The organism is Thalassoroseus sp., assembly GCF_984380535.1.
The window spans coordinates 40,501-58,557 of record NZ_CFHRBF010000015.1 but is presented as its reverse complement, the minus strand read 5'-3'; the positions used below and the strand labels follow the sequence as shown (position 1 = coordinate 58,557).

At 54.7% G+C, this 18,057-nt stretch carries 11 protein-coding genes and 1 pseudogene; 5 read left to right on the top strand and 7 right to left on the bottom strand.

All coding sequences use genetic code 11. The annotated features are described in order from the left end of the window. Positions 1–43: 43 nt before the first annotated feature. Together guaA and AC5DDB_RS20415 are read right to left on the bottom strand one after the other, a co-directional pair. On the bottom strand, positions 44–1,633 hold the full coding sequence (guaA, locus tag AC5DDB_RS20420) for a glutamine-hydrolyzing GMP synthase (protein ID WP_491741613.1): 1,590 nt from the start codon (positions 1,631–1,633) through the stop codon (positions 44–46). 27 nt (positions 1,634–1,660) lie between these two features. Continuing rightward, the gene (locus AC5DDB_RS20415) at positions 1,661–2,974 is read right to left on the bottom strand and encodes a UDP-glucose dehydrogenase family protein (RefSeq protein ID WP_491741612.1); all 1,314 of its coding nucleotides are present in this window, start codon (positions 2,972–2,974) and stop codon (positions 1,661–1,663) included. A 290-nt stretch (positions 2,975–3,264) separates the two neighbouring features. Between AC5DDB_RS20415 and AC5DDB_RS20410 the strand changes: the two genes are divergently transcribed. From AC5DDB_RS20410 to AC5DDB_RS20400, 3 genes are all read left to right on the top strand, one after another. Further along, positions 3,265–8,010 (top strand): hypothetical protein, encoded by a 4,746-nt coding sequence (locus AC5DDB_RS20410; protein WP_491741611.1) that lies wholly within the window; start codon positions 3,265–3,267, stop codon positions 8,008–8,010. Then, a complete protein-coding gene (locus tag AC5DDB_RS20405) occupies positions 8,007–9,035 on the top strand; it encodes a prenyltransferase/squalene oxidase repeat-containing protein (protein WP_491741610.1) in 1,029 nt (342 codons plus the stop codon). Before AC5DDB_RS20410 ends, AC5DDB_RS20405 begins: the two co-directional genes overlap by 4 nt. A gap of 115 nt (positions 9,036–9,150) precedes the next feature. Then, entirely contained in the window at positions 9,151–9,753 is a 603-nt protein-coding gene (locus AC5DDB_RS20400; RefSeq protein WP_491741609.1) for a hypothetical protein, read from the top strand. A 46-nt stretch (positions 9,754–9,799) separates the two neighbouring features. On the opposite strand, the gene AC5DDB_RS20395 is transcribed toward AC5DDB_RS20400, so the two are convergent. After that, positions 9,800–11,002 (bottom strand): cofactor-independent phosphoglycerate mutase, encoded by a 1,203-nt coding sequence (locus AC5DDB_RS20395; RefSeq protein ID WP_491741608.1) that lies wholly within the window; start codon positions 11,000–11,002, stop codon positions 9,800–9,802. 147 nt (positions 11,003–11,149) lie between these two features. Here AC5DDB_RS20395 and AC5DDB_RS20390 point away from each other — a divergent pair, with 147 nt between their 5' ends. Next, entirely contained in the window at positions 11,150–12,445 is a 1,296-nt protein-coding gene (locus AC5DDB_RS20390; RefSeq protein ID WP_491741607.1) for a class II aldolase/adducin family protein, read from the top strand. 71 nt (positions 12,446–12,516) lie between these two features. After that, positions 12,517–12,882 carry a SpoIIAA family protein gene (locus AC5DDB_RS20385; RefSeq protein WP_491741606.1) on the top strand — a complete coding sequence of 122 codons (366 nt, stop codon included), beginning with the start codon at positions 12,517–12,519 and terminating at the stop codon, positions 12,880–12,882. Here AC5DDB_RS20385 and AC5DDB_RS20380 read toward each other — a convergent pair. The 4 genes and pseudogenes from AC5DDB_RS20380 to AC5DDB_RS20365 all read right to left on the bottom strand — a co-directional run bounded on the left by AC5DDB_RS20380 (position 12,867) and on the right by AC5DDB_RS20365 (position 17,620). After that, a complete protein-coding gene (locus tag AC5DDB_RS20380; RefSeq protein ID WP_491741605.1) occupies positions 12,867–14,306 on the bottom strand; it encodes a sulfatase-like hydrolase/transferase in 1,440 nt (479 codons plus the stop codon). The two genes, AC5DDB_RS20385 and AC5DDB_RS20380, sit on opposite strands and share 16 nt — an antisense overlap. Positions 14,307–14,426: 120 nt before the next feature. Further along, the gene (locus tag AC5DDB_RS20375) at positions 14,427–15,401 is read right to left on the bottom strand and encodes a hypothetical protein (protein ID WP_491741720.1); all 975 of its coding nucleotides are present in this window, start codon (positions 15,399–15,401) and stop codon (positions 14,427–14,429) included. 270 nt (positions 15,402–15,671) lie between these two features. After that, positions 15,672–15,926, bottom strand: a pseudogene (locus AC5DDB_RS20370) (c-type cytochrome domain-containing protein); the annotation flags it as partial. Between the two features lie 335 nt (positions 15,927–16,261). Beyond that, positions 16,262–17,620: a DUF1559 family PulG-like putative transporter gene (locus AC5DDB_RS20365; RefSeq protein ID WP_491741604.1), complete on the bottom strand. Its 1,359-nt coding sequence runs from the start codon at positions 17,618–17,620 to the stop codon at positions 16,262–16,264. Positions 17,621–18,057: the final 437 nt, after the last annotated feature.

The window sequence follows — 18,057 nt, the reverse complement described above, 5'->3', positions numbered from 1 at the left end:
TGTCCAACGAGTACCGATCGGAATTCATCAGTTCTTTGTGATCTCACTCCCATTCGATCGTTGACGGCGGCTTCGAACTAATGTCGTAAACCACGCGGTTCACACCACGGATGGAGTTGATAATGCGGGTCGACATTCGACCCAACAATTCGTGAGGCAACGGATACCAGTCGGCGGTCATAAAGTCATCGGTTTGTACCGCGCGGATGGCAATCGTGTCTTCATAGGTGCGAGCGTCGCCCATCACACCGACCGATTGAACCGGCAACAACACGGCGAACGCCTGCTGAACCGTGCGATACAAGTTTGCCTTCCGCAATTCCTCGATCACGATGGCGTCGGCTTCACGGAGCGTGTTTAGCCGGTCGGCAGTGATCTCTCCCAAACATCGCACGGCTAAACCGGGACCCGGGAACGGATGTCGCCAAACGAGTTTGTCGGGCAGTCCGAGTTCCACCCCCATGCGGCGGACTTCGTCTTTGAACAAGTCTCGCAACGGTTCGATCAGTTCGAAACCTAATTCTTCCGGCAAGCCGCCGACATTATGGTGGGATTTGATCGTCGCTGCGGGACCATCGACATTGGCACCACTTTCGATGACATCCGGGTACAATGTGCCTTGCGCGAGGAAGTGAGCGTCAGGGATCGACTTCGCTTCCTCCCGAAACACATCGATGAAGACTTTGCCGATGATCTTGCGTTTCTGCTGCGGATCACTCACACCCGCGAGTGCGTCAAGAAACTGTTTCTCGGCGTCGACAATGTGCAAGTCGGTTTGAAAGTGCTCGCCGAATTCGTGACGAACCTCTTCACGCTCGTCTTTCCGTAGCAAGCCATTGTCGACGAAAATGCACGAGAGCTGATCACCGATTGCCTGATAGAGCAGGGCGGCGGTCACTGAGGAATCCACCCCGCCGGAAAGTCCACAAATCACGCGGTTATTGCCGACGCGTTCGCGGATCGTCTGCGTTTCCCGCTCGATCAGCGAACTAATTCGCCAGGTTCCATGACATCCACAAACCTGCGTCACGAAGTTTGCCAGCAATCGCCCACCAAAAGCGGTGTGCGTGACTTCCGGGTGGAATTGCAGACCATAAATCGGGGCGTTCTTGTGACGAACGGCCGCGTGTGGACAGGTCTCGGTTTCTGCAAGCGAATCGAAATGCTCGCTGAGATTCTCGACTTGGTCCCCGTGACTCATCCACACCGTGGATTCCACGGGAATGCCTTGGAACAGTGCGTCAATGTCGTGACTTCGCAGCGTTGTCCGTCCGAATTCCCGAGAATGGCCCGGTGTAATCGCACTACCTTGCGAACGACACACCAATTGCATTCCGTAGCAAATCCCCAGAATCGGTATGCCGAGGTTGAAGATTTCGGGATCGGGTTGCGGCGCACCGTCACCGTACACACTGGCCGGTCCGCCGGAAAGAATCAGCCCCTTCGGGTACAATTCGCGTATCCGTGACGCAGGCAAATCGTGGCGGACGAGTTGGCAAAACACGTTCTGTTCCCGCACGCGACGAGTAATCAGCTGTGCGGTTTGCGAACCAAAATCCATGACGAGAACGAGTTCTTCGTCTTGGGTATTGACCAGTCCGGGCGATGAACCCGCCGGAGCAATGTCGGACATCGATCGTATTCTTCCTGCTAAGTCGCGTTACTTCTTCGGGGCTTCCAGACCAATACCGGAATAGTAGAAACCACGTTCGGCCATCTTGATTGGGTCGTACAAATTGCGTCCGTCGATGATCACGGGGTTCGTCAACTTGTGCTTAATGAATTCAAAATCAGGATTTCGGAATCCATTCCATTCGGTGACGATCGCCAAAGCGTCGGCTCCCTCCAAGGTGTCATAGTGGTGGGAGAAGTACTGCAAGCGATCACCGTAAATCTCGCGAACATTCTCCTGAGCGACCGGATCATGCACGTGCGGAATGGCACCGTCTTCCAGCAGTCGATCCAGTAGAACCAAGGACGGTGCTTCCCGGATGTCATCGGTGCGAGGTTTGAACGACAGGCCCCAGACCGCAATGGTTTTGCCCTTCAAATCGCCGTTGAAGTAAGTTTTCAACTTCCGATGCAGCACTTCTTTTTGGCTGTTGTTGACGTTATCGACGGTTTTCAGGATTTGAGCGTCGAGCCCGTTGTCCTCCGCCACGCGAACCAACGCCCGCACATCTTTTGGGAAACAGGAACCGCCGTAACCGACACCCGGAAACAGGAACGAAAACCCAATGCGTTGATCGTGCCCGATACCGCGTCGGACATCGTTCACATCGGCACCGACCAATTCACAGAGGTTCGCCATTTCGTTGATGAAGCTAATTTTCGTGGCCAACATGCAGTTGGCCACGTACTTCGTCATCTCCGCACTCTCAAGCCCCATCACGAGGAACGGTTTGTCCGTCCGCAGGAATGGTTTATACAGTTCGTGCAACGTTTCACCGACTTCCGGTCGTTCAACACCGACCACCACGCGGTCAGGTTTCGTGAAGTCGTCAATCGCTGCCCCTTCCTTAAGGAATTCCGGATTCGACGCCACATCGACCGTTCGGCCGGTCAATTCCTTGAGTCGCCGAGAGACCTCCCGATTGGTACCGACTGGCACAGTACTCTTGACGATCACAATGACATGGTCGTTCAAATGTGGAGCAAGCGACTCGGTCACCTTCCAAATGCCGTTCAAATTCGCGGAACCATCGTCGCCCTGTGGCGTGCCGACAGCGATAAACACGCAATCGGCTTTCGGGACTGCTTCTTCGTAGTCGGTCGTGAACTTAAGACGACCGGACGCTGCGTTCCGTGTGACCAGTTCCGTCAAGCCGGGCTCGTAGATCGGGATTTCATTGCGATTCAGACCGGCGATTTTGTTCTTATCGATATCGACACAGGTGACATCATTGCCACTCTCGGCCAAACATGTGCCGGTGACCAAACCGACATAGCCGGTACCAATCATCACAATTTTCACGTTCCCGCTCCTTGCCAGTTGGGATGAGTCCCTTCGAGCCCACATGACTTGAATGGAAAACTCACGTTCGCGACAAAAGTTGCCACGACGTGAGTGGTTCGAATCTGAGAATTCGATCAGATCGGAATCCTAATCGAATTGCGTCCACCTGCCTAGCGAAACTGCCGCCGGAAGTCTGAGATCACACGCGCTCTGGTGTTGCCCGCGGGCCGCGATACAATACTCTTTGAGAATTCCCTGACGAATTCCGCCCGGACTAATGTCTGTCGATCCGATCCCGGAGTCCTGAAATGGCTGGCCAATCGTCGTTTTCTGCGGAACTATTGGATCAATTCCATGCGTTGGACCGTCGGATCCGCCATGCCCATGTGCTGCGTGGACTGGGGATTCTCCTGTTGTTGATCGGATTGGTGACCGGATTGGCACTTCTCGCCGACTGGCTATGGGGGTTGCCGACGCCGTTGCGATTGGTGACGTTAGGCCTTGCGGTTGGTCTCGTGCTGGTAGTGGGTTGGCGTCGGGTCGTGTCTCCAGCCCTGCAACGACGCACATTGCCCGAATTGGCAGCGGTGGTCGAAGCGGCTCATCCGGAGTTAAAAGGGCGACTGGTCACGCTAGCCGAGTGGAACGATCCCGAATCGACACTCGATCAGGAAAGTTCCGCCCTAATGCGGCGACTACTCGAACGACAAACGCTGAAATCGATCGATCGATTGGAATTTGGCGAAACCATTTCTACTCGCCGCTCGAAACGGATGATCCTGGCGGGGTTCGCCGCGATTGCCGTTCTCCTTCTGCCTTGGTTTGTCCGACCGACTGCCTACGGCCAATTGTGGTCTCGGTTGTTATTCCCTTGGGGAGAATACCGTAATCCGACTCTACTGACGTTCCACATCGAAGATGGCAACCGCGCGGTGGCGAAGGGTGACAACATCACGCTCCGAGTGCGACCGGATTCCGAACTCAAGCTAACGGAAGACAAACTCCCACCGGCCATCCGACTGGTTTGGCGGGACGATGAGGGTGGGCTCGACGATCGGCTGCTCGAATTCGAATCGACAACGAACTCCTGGACGTTCACACGATCACGGGTAGAGCGTTCGTTTACGATGTATGTCGATCATGATGGCCCGGCGTCTCCCGAATACCGGGTGGAAGTTCGCCCACGTCCGGAAATCACTGGGGCCACGCTGGAAGTCATTCCCCCGAGCTACACCGGAATGCCCGCCGAGGTGTTTGACGGCATTGTCGGTGATATCCCGGTATTCGAGCACAGTCGGCTCATCGTTCGTGTGGAAACTTCCTTGCCGGTGGAGTCCGCACAATGGACTTGGTTGCAGACTCGCGTTCATGCATTCAATGCCGACCCCGAAACACCATTGCCCGACGGGACACCCATTCCGCTCGAAGTCAGCAAAGACGGACAAACAGCGACAGCGGAGTGGATCGCTGCATATGGCGGAACGTTTGGTCTCGACGTGACTCACGCGAACGGATTGTCCAATCTTGACGAGACGTATCGTAATTTGGCCGTTGTTCCCGACCTGCCACCTCAACTGACTATCGTCGATGAACCGGTATCGGACCGCGTGCGACCGGACGATGTCTTTTTTATCACTGCGACCGCCAGCGATGACATTGCCATCGAGGAATTCGAGTTGCATCTCGAATCGCCAAATGACAACCACGATATTCGGCCGGTGAACCAGGATCAGTTGTCGCAGCAATTAGTGGAACACGCCTTCCGCGTAGACCTTTCCGAGTTGAATCTCCAGCCCGGCGACACGCTCACCTATCGTTTGCGAACTGTGGACGGACGCAAAATCCCCGGTCCTCAGGAGGTTTGGTCGCGAAGTCGGACACTGACGCTTCGCAGCGACGCTCCGAGTGTCGATGCCGCCAAGGTCGCCAAACGACAACAAGACTGGCGACAAGAATTTGACGAAATCCGCGAAGACTTAGCGGAAGTCCGTAGCGAAGTCCAAGCACTGCACGAGCAAGCTGAAACCGATCAAGAAGAACAGATAGAGTTCGAACAAGACGCCGAACTACCGGCGTTGTCCGAACAAGAAGCGGAGTTGGCCGACCGACTCGAGCAACTTGCGGAGGAATTGACGGATCACCCGTTGTTTCAGCGAGTCGCGAAAGACTTCCAATCAACCGCCCGCGAAACCTTGGACCAAGCCGCCGCCGAATTAGCCGAGGCACCACAACAGAAACTGAACGAGAAAGTCGACACACTCGAGCGGAACCAGGCACAACTTGCCGACGCCGAGAAGAAATTGGAGCAGGCCGCGAAGGAATTCGAGTTGGCGTCCGCCCTCGAACGCGACCTACAAGAGATTCCCGAGTTGGCCCGCGAGGCGGAGAAACTCGCCGATCAATCTGAGCAACTCGCGAACGAACAAGCCGCCGCGGCACAAGAACCGAACGCTGCGGAACAAGACCGTCAGCAAGCCGAATTGGCCAAGCGTCAGAACGAGCTGGTTGCCGACCAAGCGGAGTTGGAAGATCGGTTGGACGATTTGCTAGAGCGTCGTCCGGAGTTACTCGACGTGGCTCGCCGAGAAGAACTCGAGCAACTTCAGGAATTGGTCAAGGAAGCTGAGCGATTGGCGAAGGCCGAAGATCAATTGGCTGAATCCATCGAGCAAGACGCAAAGCAGGCCGCCGAAGCCGCGAAAGAATTGGCAAAACGTCAAGCGGAACTCGCGAAAGCCATCGCAGAACTGGCCAAGCAACAGACGGATGCCGACACAAAAAACACCGAAGACGAACAACCGATCGACCCTCAAAAAGCCCAAGCCGCAGCCGATGCCTTGGCACGTGGCGATCTCGCCGAAGCCGAGCAGAAGAACCAACAACTAGCCGACCAGATCGAACAGTTGCTCAAGGAAAATCGTCCGCAACCCCAACCAAATAACAACCAGGAGAATGCGTCGCCGTCAGCAAGCGAGCTAGCCAAACAACAACAAGAACTCCGCAAACAAACGGAAGAACTGAGCAAGAACAACGCTGCGACCGAAGACGATCGCGCGAAGTTACAGGCAGCCCAAGACCAACTCGCAGAGCAAGTCGAGAAGCTTGCCGACACTGCTCAGAAACCAGCTGATGCGGATTCGAAGAAGTCGCAACAGTCAGCCCTCGAAGCCATGCAAAAGGCGAGCGAAGCCCTTGAGAATGGCGAGTTAGACAATGCTCAAGCAGAGCAGAAAACCGCTGAGTCTGAATTGGAGAAACTCGCGAAACAGAATTCGGAGCCACCAGGGAACCCGATCGATCCCGAGACCGTAAAGGAAATGCAGCGTCTCGCAGAAGAGATGCGACAACTTCAAGAAGAGATCGAACGACTCCGCCAAGAACAAGGCGCGACCGACGAACCGAACTCGTCAGACACACAGCAAACTGAGACCAATCCAGAGCCGAACACGAACCGCTCTGACGAAGCCCCGATGAACCCGGGTAACACATCGGAGCAACCGCAAGAAGAGCCCCAAAACGCTCAGCCAGAGAATGCGGAACCTGCGAGTGAACCGCAGCCGTCCGAACCATCGCCAGCCGAGAACACGCAAACCCAACCAGCGGGACAAGACCCGACGTCCCCTTCGGCTCAGGACAACCGTGACGCCAACCAACAGCCTGGCAGCGAGAATTCGGAAAACAACGCCGAAGCCGCGAACTCTTCCAACGACAACGCGGAGTCGCCACCGCAATCGAACGCGGGACAGAATTCTGAGCCAACCCCCGGACAACAACTTGCGCAGCAACAACGACAACTCGCTCAACAAGCTGCTCAATTAGCGTTGGATGTCGCCCGTGAACGCGGGGCCGAATCCGAGGAAGGACAGAGAGCGTTGGAGATGGCTCGCCGAGCCGAACAAGCTGCTCAGTCAATGGAGAACGGTCAACCACAACAGGCGAGCGAGGCCGCCGAGCAAAGTGCGAACGCCGCTGAGCAATCCGCGGAACAACTCGGCCAACCACGAGGCAACTCCCCCGCAAACCCACAATTGCAACAGCAAGCCGAGCAACTCGCCAACGCGCAACGAGCACAACAACGGGCACTCGAACAAGCAGCCCAATCACCAGCCGGTCGACGGTCGGCTCGACAGACAGGGCAGGAATCGTTGAATCAAGCCACCCAGGAGCTTTCTGAAAGACTCGCCGAGGCCGCTCGCAACTTGAACTCCCAGCCACTCAATCTCAATGAACCTGGCCAACAAGCCGGTCAGCAGGCCCAAGCCGCCGAAGACGCCCAAGGTTCCATGCAGCAGGCGAGTCAATCACTCGGTCGTGGCAATGACAGCCAAGCGGCACAGTCCGCTCGACAAGCGGCCGAATCGCTACGACAAGCGGCCGGACAAGCCGCACAGGCGACGAACGAACCGGCCGACTCCTCCTCATCGTCCCCCGTCCCGGGTAATTTGGCTCGCCAACTCGCAGAAGCCAAACGACAGTTGGCGGAAGCTCAGCAGCAACTCGCTCAGGGAAATCAATCCCAGAATGCCCAACCGAGCGGACAACAACCCGACGCAAATTCTCAGCCCCAAGGGAATTCCAATTCTGAGCCCAACGATGCCAACAGCCAAAGTGCGGACGCGAACGCCTCGCCGAGCCCGATGAGTTCGCAAGCTAATTCGGCCGGCTCGCAATCGTCGAATCAACCCGGTCAACCGTCGAACGGATCACAGAATCCTTCTTCACAGAGCCTGCAGCAGGCGGCTCAGGCATTGCAGCAGGCTGCCCGCAGCATGCAACCGGGCCGACCGTCGTCTCAACAAGCGTCTTCGCAGCCGGGTGAATCGTCTCAGTCGTCTGAGGGTGGCGATGGGAGTGGCACGCATGCCGACATGGATATTTCCAGCATCGAACAGGAACTCCAACGACGAGCCCGGCGGGAATGGGGCCAACTACCTGGCAACCTAAGGACCGAAATCCTGCAAGGTAGTCAACGCAAACCCAACGGCGATTACGCGAAACTCATCAAATGGTATTCCGAAGAAATCCAGAAAGCCCAGGAGAAGTTGGCTCCATGACGCGGTTATTCCCAAGGATTCTTCTGATTGTCAGTGTCTGCGTCACTTCGGTACGGGCGGACGAGCGAACCGCGGAAGATCGCAAAGTCGATGCGGCGGTTGCTAAGGCGTTGAACTACCTGGCGGGCGTGCAACAGCCCTCCGGTGCGTGGCGGGTGGACGCTTACGGCGAATCGACGGCTGGCACTTCGCTCGCGGTCATGGCGTTTCTGGCTGCTGGTCATCTACCAGGCGAGGGACCGTATGGCGATGCCATCAATCGTGGTATCGATTGGGTTCTCGACCATCAAGAACCGAACGGCATGCTGATCAATCCGCGACATACAAGTCACGGCCCGATGTACAGTCATGGCATCAGTACGTTGATGGTCGCCGAGATCATCGGCATGGTCGATGTGGAACGCGGGAAGAAAGCCAAGAAAGTTTTAGAAGAGGCCATCCGGCTCATTCTGAATGCGCAGGAAGTGGCTAAATCTCCCGGCAACGAAGGGGGTTGGCGGTATTCTCCCCATAGTCGGGACAGTGACCTCAGCGTCACCGGTTGGCAACTACTTGCCCTGCGAGCAGCAAAAGACGTGGGGTGTGACGTGCCCGCGGACAACATCGAACAGGCAATCGAATATGTGAAGCGTTGTCACCATCGTGGTGGCTTTGCCTATCAACCGCGACAAAATCCGACTGCCGTCCGCACGGGAACCGGAATTCTGTGCTTGGAAGTTGCCGGCGATCACCACAGTGACGAAGCACTCGCCGGCGTGCAGTATCTGCAAAATCGCCCGCTGCGGTGGAACGATCAGCATTGTTTCTACGGCGTGTATTATTGCAGCGTTGGCATGTTCAAAATTGGTGGCGACGCGTGGAAGCAAACCCAGCAGCAGATCAACAGCATGCTACTCCAGCACCAGTCGCTCAACGGCAGTTGGCTATGCGACAAGGAAAATAACCTTGGTCGCGGTTACTGCACCAGCATGGCAATTTTGGCCCTCACAATCGATTATCGGTATCTGCCGATTTATCAGCGGTGAAGGTCGATTTTCTTTTCGGTGCGTTTGCGATATCATCCTACACTCATAGACTGTCTGTCATTCAGCGGTCTAATCAATTCGAATTTTTCATCGCCATTGTTGAGACTTCACTCCGATGCCGTACTCCATCGACCGTGCCGAAGAACTGAAAACCGAGTTGACGGACAAATACGTGGTCGTTGACCCGAAGCAACCGCACCTCAAGCGTTTTGCGAAACGCACGGGTATCGTGAAGACCGTCAACATGAATGGCCGTGCTTTGGTGCAGTTCGATGCGCCGGAAGACATTTCCTGGTACGACATCGATCCCAGTTTTTTGAAGATCGTCGATAAACCCCAGCCCAAACCCAAGGCGGAGGAAGCCCCGGCGAAAGAAGCCCCTGCCGCCAAGAGTTCCGCTCCTGCCGCGAAGGCTGCGACGGGCAAGAAGCTCAGCCCCATCGAAATGGCCCGTCAACAAGACGCCGCCAAGAAAGCTGCTGCCGCCGCAGGCGAAGGTGGGAAGAAGCTCAGTCCGATTGAGATGGCTCGGCAACAAGATGCCGCGAAGAAAGCCGCCGCTGCGGGGGAGAAGAAACTGAGCCCCATCGAACAAGCTCGCCAGCAGGATGCCGCGAAAAAGGCGGAAGAGTCGCCCGCACCTGCTGATCCACCCGCCGGTAAGAAACTCTCGCCGTTGGAGATGGCACGGATGCAGGACAAGAAAAAGTCCGAGTAACCGCCACTTGGCTGACACAGACTTTCTTCAGTGCAGAATTTCGTTGTTAGTTGGTGAGCAACCAGGGCATCATCTCGTGACCGGCAATTTGCCAATCGCTTTGGCTGGCCACCACTTCATTGTAAGCCGTCGCCGAGTCCGCTGAGATTCCCGTCCCGCAAGACGTAAACGGCACCAAGCCGTGGCTATGCGTTTTCGTTCGCAGAAACGTGGGATGGTCAGGGGTAATCAAAATTCGGTAATCGCCCTGACTTTTCAGGTACGCATGGAGCGGGGCGACGATGTGCCGATCGATTTCTTCGAGTGCCTTCACTTTTGCAGCTGCATCGCCTTCGTGTGAGGCTTCGTCGGTCGCTTCCACATGCACGGTGATCAAGTCGATATCCGATAAGGCGTCGATCGCGTATTGTCCCTTGGCGGCATAGTCGGTATCGGTGTAGCCGGTTGCCCCGGGAACTTCGATCACGTTCCAACCCACCAACCGTGCCATTCCACGCAGCAGATCGACGGCAGTAATTACCGCTCCCTGTTTGCCGAAGCGGGAGTCGAATGCTTCCATATCGGGTCGCTTGCCAAGTCCCCACAACCAAATGCTTGAAACCGGTCGCTCGCCACGTGCCGCTCGTCGGCGATTGACGTCGCAGTCAGCGAACAGTTCCTGACTCCGCTGCATCAAAGACCGTAATTCCTCCGCACCGGGACCGTCTGGAAGGTGCGGTTCGATCGGTTGGTCAGTGATGTCATGCGGCGGTGTCGAGGTGGTGTCTTTCGAGAACGGAGCCTCGCCGTCGCGAGACCGGAAAAGCAGCAAGTTGCGGTAACTCACTCCCGCATGAAACTTCCAGTTCGAGTCGCCGCAGCACTCCTTTTGCAGCAATTCGATGAGTTCCCGGCCTTCGTCATTGGGAATCTGGTGAGCTGTAAACGACTCCATCTTGCCGTCGTTGAGCGTCACGAAGTTGCAACGGATGGCCCAATCGTCCGGCCCGAGTTCGATCCCCTGCGCCGCCGCTTCGATCGGTGCCCGTCCGGTATGAAACTGCAGCGGGTCATAACCGAACAGACTCATCGTACCAACATCGCTGCCCGGCGGGAGTGACTCCGGCACCGTCAGTGCTTGCCCGATCCGACCGAGAGTTGTCACATGATCCATCGCAGGAACGCTGGCTGCTTCCAACGGAGTGCGACCGCCCAGCGAACTTTGGGGTTCGTCAGCACAGCCATCAGGAATAATTAATGCGAATTTCATGGTCGAACTCGTTCGGTGACTTAAAACAGGAACTATCGCGAATCCGCCCGATTGCATCAAGGTCTCAACCTGTCGTCTGGATGTGTAATCGGGATGGCTGTGATATAATCCAAGCAACTCCAAGACGCTCTACCAGGATGACTTCGTATGCCAACTTCGCTATTGCATCCCCGCGACGAAATTATGCAAACGATGGAGCGAATCTATCGCTACCGCATGACGACGACTTCCGGTGGCAACCTTTCCATTCGCGATACCGACGACGTTTGGATCACACCGGCTCGAATCGACAAAGGAAGTTTGCGACGTGACGATATTGTCTGTGTGACGAAGTCCGGTGACTCATCTGGCCCACATCGGCCGTCCTCGGAATTCCCATTTCACAAGGCCATTTATGATCGACGTCCCGATTTCGGTGGCATCGTTCACGCTCACCCGGTGGCGCTCGTCGCATTCAGCATCGCGGGACAAATTCCGCGGACCGGTCTGTTCCCTCAAGCCCGTCATGTTTGTGGTGATGTCGGATTCGCCCCGTACGCATTGCCCGGAAGTCAGAAACTGGCGGAAAACATCGCGGACGCATTTACAGAATCGGTGAATGCAGTGATTCTGGAAAATCATGGCGTTGTGGTCGGTGGAACGACACTTTCCGACGCCTACCAACGGTTCGAAACGCTGGAATTTCTCGCCAAAATCCTGATCAAAGCCGGCCATATCGGTGAGGTCAATTCGCTCTCCGACTCGCAATTCCAGATGTTCCAGAACCGCCAGGTCGATGTCGCCGGATCATTGCATGATGGTGAATCGTCCATACCGATGTCGAGTCAAGAAAAAGAACTTCGTCGCCAATTGAAAGAGTTTGTTCGACGAGGCTGTCGCCAGCGACTGTTGATTAGCACCGAAGGAAGTTTTTCAGCACGTCTTGGCGAAGATTCCTTCCTGATTACGCCATCCCAACAAGATCGGGAACAGTTGGACCTGGGCGACTTCGTGCGAGTTGCGGGCGACGAATGTGAAGCGGGAAAAACGCCCAGCCGGGCCAGTCGGGCTCATCAGGCGATTTATCGACGATATCCCGAGGTGCAATCGATCGTGTTCGCTCACCCTGTGAATGCCACTGCCTTTAGCGTCACCCAAACCCAACTGGATGCGCGAACGATCCCGGAGAGTTATCTATTCCTGCGAGATGTCCATCGGCTTCGGTTCGGGCTGCCGTACCAGAATGCCACCGAACTTGCAGAAAGCATTTCTATGGAGCAACCCGTTGCGCTCTTAGAAAACGACGGTGTGCTTGTGATTGGAACAAGCGTGCTCGATGCTTTCGATCGTCTCGAAGTTCTCGAAGCGACCGCAGAGGCGTTGATCAATACACGACCACTTGGCCCGGTGACTTCCATGTCGAACGATGTCATCGAGGAACTCCGAGCGGCGTTTCTCGGCTAAATGTTCAACCGAAACTTACGCGTCCGAAAACTGTGTCGATTTCTTTCCCGTTTGACTGAAGGAGAATGCAAGTGACCTGCCAAGTGACCGAACTCGACGAAGGTAAGCTTATCCAAGTGGATCTCACCGGCAAGCTGTCCGGCGAAGACTACGAACACTTCGTGCCACTTGTCGAGCAGAAGATTCAACAATTCGGCAAAGTCAAAATGCTAGTCGTGTTACAAGATTTCCACGGTTGGGACGCCAGTGCGTTGTGGGACGACATCAAGTTTGACGCAAAACATTTCCGCGATATCGAACGGCTCGCGTTGGTCGGCGACAGTCGTTGGGAAAAGGGCATGGCAGTCTTTTGCAAACCGTTCACATCGGCAAAGGTCAAATATTTCGATATCAGCGAACTGGCTGCCGCTCGGGAATGGGTTCAGTCTGCCGCTTGATACTCAGGGTCACCGGCATCGCGTGGCATGTCGGCATTCCAGTCGCGGATGGCTCGTCGAAGACGATTGACGACTTCAGGGTGAGCATCCGCGACATTCTCGGTCTCGGACTTGTCTTTGGACAAATCGTAAAGCTGCGGCGTGCTGTCATCGTAGTTGATGTAAAACTTCCATCGCCCGTCGCGAACGGCTAAATCGGGATTGTCTTCGTCGAGTCCATGGCCAAAACCAGGACGATCCGGTGGACGACGCCAAAAGATCGGCAACTTGCGACTTTCCGTCGCTTGGCCTAGCAAGGTCGTAGCTAAATTCTCGCCGTCGAGTTCCACATTTGCCGGGACCTCGACATGACAAATCTCGTAGAGTGATCGATTGAGATCGATAGCGCTGAAGACCGATTGCTCGTTGATCGTCCCCTTCGAATCGTTAGCGAGCAATCCGGGGCTCCATGCGATCAATGGTGAGCGAACGCCGCCTTCATATAGCCACGTCTTCCCACCACGAAGCGGATCCGACGAGCCCGCCCCGATTTCGTGACCGTTATCCGAACACAACAGAATCAGCGTTTGCTTACGAAGTTGTTCGTCGTCACGAATTCGGTCAAATAGCCGAGCGAACTGCTCATCCATCGCATCCAACACACCTCGATACAACGCTCGCTTCCCGTCCTTCCATTTGTCCAATGGCGGAAAGAACGGCGAGTGCACATCATCCGGCCAAACATTGACGTAGAAAGGCTTGCCGTCGTTCTGTGCCTGATCGATAAACTCAAGGGCGGCATCCACAAAGCCGCCGGTAATTTTTGAACGCTGCATCCACGTCACCGGTTTTCCCAGCCGCACCGCTTTCTGCCAGATTCGGCCCGGCTTTTCCCATCCCGGTTGCATCGTCAAGGGCAACAACTTCGCGCCCATGCCTTCGAAATTCGTGAGACTCTGATCGAATCCGTACTTGGTGATGGGCGGGGCATTATCGACATCCCGTTGCCCTCCCATGTGCCATTTCCCGAAGTGACCTGTCGCATACCCGCTTCGCTGCAGTTGACGTGCGAGCATGGGTGCTTCGACATCAAGCCATTGGGCCACGCCTCGTTCTCGATTGCTGCGGCGGTTATTCAAGTAAGACGTAATCCGCCAGCGTTGCGGATACTGCCCGGTCGAGATCGCAACTCGCGATGGCGAGCAAATCGGCGAGTTGACGTAAAACTGCGTGAAGCGAATGCCCTCCGCTGCCAGCCGATCAATGTGCTGCGTCTTTGGCCCTTCGCCATTGAAGCAAGACAGATCCGACCAGCCCATGTCATCGATAAAAACTAAAATGACATTCGGATGATTCGTATCTGCGTCGTTCGCCTGAATCGTAGTAGATGGATTCCAACAAACAACGACACCCGCAACGAGACCACTAAAGAGAAACTTCCACATAAGAGCGCTTTCGACCGAGCGGATTGGGGAACGAATCCGTGATGTCACAACATGCAATGTGACCTCTTCCTACGCTATCGATAGCTGTAGCGAGAATCAAACCCATCCGCAATTCACGCGTTACTGTGGTTTCTCGGCGATTGCGGGCCGTACTGTATTGGCATTAGCGTGTTCAGGAATCCCTAGCAGTGTCGGGTCTTGTGTGTTACTGCCTTCAATGACCGGCAACGGACTCGGGCTGAACCACTCGCGATGCGGAATCTTCGTTTCCTTCGCGGTCGCAACCGCCCCAAGAATTAGCAAGTCCCCCATCCAGAGATCTGCGTTTTCGCCAACTCTCCCGTTGATGATAGGGATCTCATAACGAATGGCATAATGGACTGCCCGCCCATACCAGATGTAAACCAGGCCACTCAGACGCTGACTATTATTCTGTTGGTTCTTTGCGATCGGATAACGACACATCCCCTCCTGATTTGCACGAATCGTCGTCATTCGCTGAGCATCGGAATCGTGTCGTATTTCGTCTGCCGGGTAACGAGTTGTCATCACGACTTGTTGAATAATTTGATCTCGATAGAGTTCGTCAGCCGTTCCGGGTGGTCGTACAAAACGGAATTCGATCGCTAGACCATCTTCGGGAATTTTATCGCCGTGTGTTACCGCTTCGCCTCGACGATCGACTAGCGTAATCTTCAGTTGTGCCGTCTGATAAAGACCACCATTATAGAGTCGCTCACTACGTTCATCGTTGCCGCGATAATACGTGCGAGCCAACCGATGCTTCGGCTCTGATGATCTCACCGGAACAGGGGGACGACCATAGTGCTTCTCTACAGGTTCCACGGCTTGTTCGCGTCGCTCAGTTTGTCGATAGTGCTCGAGTTCGCGTTGCACTCTTTGCAGGTTTGCTCTCGTTTCAAGCAGATATCCATATTGCAATGCGATGATTACAGTGACCAGATAGATGCCCCAGAGGAACGTATAGTGTCGAACGCTGACAGACTGAAGCATCTGTACAAATCGCCCACACTGATTTTCGGAATTCTTAGTTCGGTTCTTGATGCGTTCGATGACTAAGATCGCAACCTGCATCACCACTAGAATTCCAAGAAACCAAAACCGGTAAGGCAGGTGTTCAATCGGATCGCCAAACCTGATTAGTCTTTCCCAAAATCGGCTCGGTGGTTGGGACCGCGTTGGCGGTTCCGTCTGGGAACCATCTGAATTTGCAGTCTCGGATACTCGTTTCTGGCCTAGTTCTTGACCTGATTCTTCTGGCCAAGGTGCTCCCGCTGCAATCCAGTTTTCGATCAACTCCACTTCTATCCTAGAAAGCGGTGGCCGATCATACGGCATACGATAGGAAACGTCGGGCGAGTTAATACGGAGGACGAGCTCATTCTCTTCAAGGTTGCGATTGAAGATCGACAGCATGGAGTCCCCGCCACGTTTCGCATCGGAATAGTTGTCTAGCCGTAGACCACCCTCTTGTTTCCGACCTCCATGACACTCAACACATTTTGATTTCAGGAGACTTTGAACTCGATAGGCGAGTGAATCCTCCGCATAAGTTCGAATGTATGGCGTTTGTGTGAAAAACAACGTGAACGCTGTCATCATGATGACAAGAAGCCGGCGACTAGAATGGCATATTCCGACGCGACAGCGAGCTACAAATTTCAGACTAGATAGGTTCACAATGTCGTCTGATCGATTGCAAGATGATACGACTGAATCTCAAAACTGTGTTACGGTCTTCGATGTCTATAGAATCCGATGTTTTTCTTTGGCCCTTCCGCCACAGGGAAACCCGCGACAAGGAAACAAGACCAATTCTGAGATTATACGACTATCTATTCTTACAAGAACCACATAACAAATAAAAAGCCGAGGTCTAGCAAAAGCCAAACCTCGGCCGAATTCTTCGACTTATTCGCGCGAAGCAAGTCCGATTATTCGAAGTTGCCTTTGACGAAGGTGTCGGTATTCAAGAAAGTACCGGTGTAAACTTCGAACGCGTTGACTTCGCAGGTGCCGTCGGTGTAACCGTCGGTTGCTTCCGAACCACCGGCAGCAGGAAACCCTGGGTTGAGGAAGCCGTCGCCGTTTAGGTCGGCGATTTGTTTGACTGAACCGTCAGCCATCAAGACGTTAGCACCACCACGGTGAATACCAAACCAGTCGCGAAGGTCTTGCAAGATGACTTTGCCATCGTAGGTTGAAGAGGTATCGCTTGTCGGTCCACCCACCGAGGTGACAGTCGTCGCGTAGACGGTTTCTTCGTAGCCGGTGGAACCAACTACGGTTCCGATCGTGGGGAAGGTTTGCGGGATGAACTTGTCTACCAAGACCAAGTTCGGAGCAGCTGGGTCGGAACCTTTGACGGTTTTGACAGCACTGCCGTTCCAGTAGGAAGGACCATCGTTGAAAGACTCAGCCAATCGAGCACCAGCGACCAAGCCTTCGTCGGTAATCGTTCCGTCGAGGTTGAGCGGGGTTTCTTTCAGGATCGCTTCGCCGATGTCCCCAGGAGCACCGTCAGCCAACATGCCGATCGAGCTACCAGGAATGTCAGCTTGGCTCATCAGGTTCTGGGTTAGCGGGCCACGGGTGTTAAGGATACTCTTCATGTCTTTACCGTCAGCTCGCATACCAGGATCGGTAGCAGCTGGGTTCGTGTCGACATACCGAGCTTGTGAACCGGTCGAGTCAACGATACCAGCGGTATCGATTTTCGCCAACCGAGGTTCACCACGAACCATGTGCCAGCCCGAAACGTAGTTCGAGTTGTAGCCTTTACGAATTGCTTCACCGACCAAGTTAGCAGCACCAGGATAAACCTTGCCTTCATACATGTAAGGGGCGGTGCCATTGGCGATGACGTTGCAGATCCCTTTGTTGGCACGACCTGGCAACGAACCTTGACCGTTCGACGAAGCCCCACCGAGGAGGTCGTTCAGCTTTTCCATTCCACGAAGTTCGTTGGAAGGACAACGAATTTGGTTAGGGTTACCAGCGTTGACGCTGACCATGTCAGCCACCCAACCGTAGGTGTCCCAGCAGCCATCGCGGCCGGAGTCATAAGCACCCGAGCAAAGACGTTTTTGAGGGTCTTTGTCAGAGAATGCATAGAGTGCAATACCGATTTGCTTCAAGTTGCTACGACATTGGGTGGCACGGGCCGCTTCCCGAGCCGATTGAATCGCAGGCAGCAGCAGTGCAATCAAAATGGCGATAATCGAAATCACGACAAGGAGTTCGATCAGGGTGAAACCACGGCGTTGTGGCTTCGTAACATTCGAGCGTGTCATTGGGTTCTCTTCCTCGACTAACTGGTGAAATCAAACGCTGACCTAGAGACTTCTCAAGGCGCAGTGCTAGACAGTTCAATGCTCATCCATCAACAGGGGGTGGTCATCCAGACCAGGTATTTTGCATGCAAGCGTTATCGCTGATCACGTTCCGTCGTGATCAAAGTATCGGCCAAAGTTATCCCGGATTGCTTTCGCCACTCGCCTGAAAGATGCAACGAAGTGACCGTAGTACGATCCTTCAACTTTCAGGTTTTGGTTCGACGTCGGTTCCGGGGGTTCTAACCCTGGATTCGTGGATTGAAGGCTCAGTGCGAATGGTTGTGGAAGCCATTCGTTTCGGCCAGGATGCTAGCCGCGGAATATGAGCGTTTCATGAAGCCAATACGAGTTTCCCGTCAATTTGTTTTGGAACCAACGATTTGGCTATTGGCATC

Excerpts from the sequence above, each read along its gene's own strand:
- AC5DDB_RS20365 (WP_491741604.1), bottom strand. The coding sequence starts at position 17,620 with ATGACACGCTCGAATGTTACGAAGCCACAACGCCGTGGTTTCACCCTG.
- AC5DDB_RS20375 (WP_491741720.1), bottom strand. The coding sequence starts at position 15,401 with ATGCAGGTTGCGATCTTAGTCATCGAACGCATCAAGAACCGAACTAAG.
- AC5DDB_RS20380 (WP_491741605.1), bottom strand. The coding sequence starts at position 14,306 with ATGTGGAAGTTTCTCTTTAGTGGTCTCGTTGCGGGTGTCGTTGTTTGT.
- AC5DDB_RS20400 (WP_491741609.1), top strand. The coding sequence starts at position 9,151 with ATGCCGTACTCCATCGACCGTGCCGAAGAACTGAAAACCGAGTTGACG.
- AC5DDB_RS20410 (WP_491741611.1), top strand. The coding sequence starts at position 3,265 with ATGGCTGGCCAATCGTCGTTTTCTGCGGAACTATTGGATCAATTCCAT.
- AC5DDB_RS20395 (WP_491741608.1), bottom strand. The coding sequence starts at position 11,002 with ATGAAATTCGCATTAATTATTCCTGATGGCTGTGCTGACGAACCCCAA.
- AC5DDB_RS20405 (WP_491741610.1), top strand. The coding sequence starts at position 8,007 with ATGACGCGGTTATTCCCAAGGATTCTTCTGATTGTCAGTGTCTGCGTC.
- guaA (WP_491741613.1), bottom strand. The coding sequence starts at position 1,633 with ATGTCCGACATTGCTCCGGCGGGTTCATCGCCCGGACTGGTCAATACC.
- AC5DDB_RS20390 (WP_491741607.1), top strand. The coding sequence starts at position 11,150 with ATGCCAACTTCGCTATTGCATCCCCGCGACGAAATTATGCAAACGATG.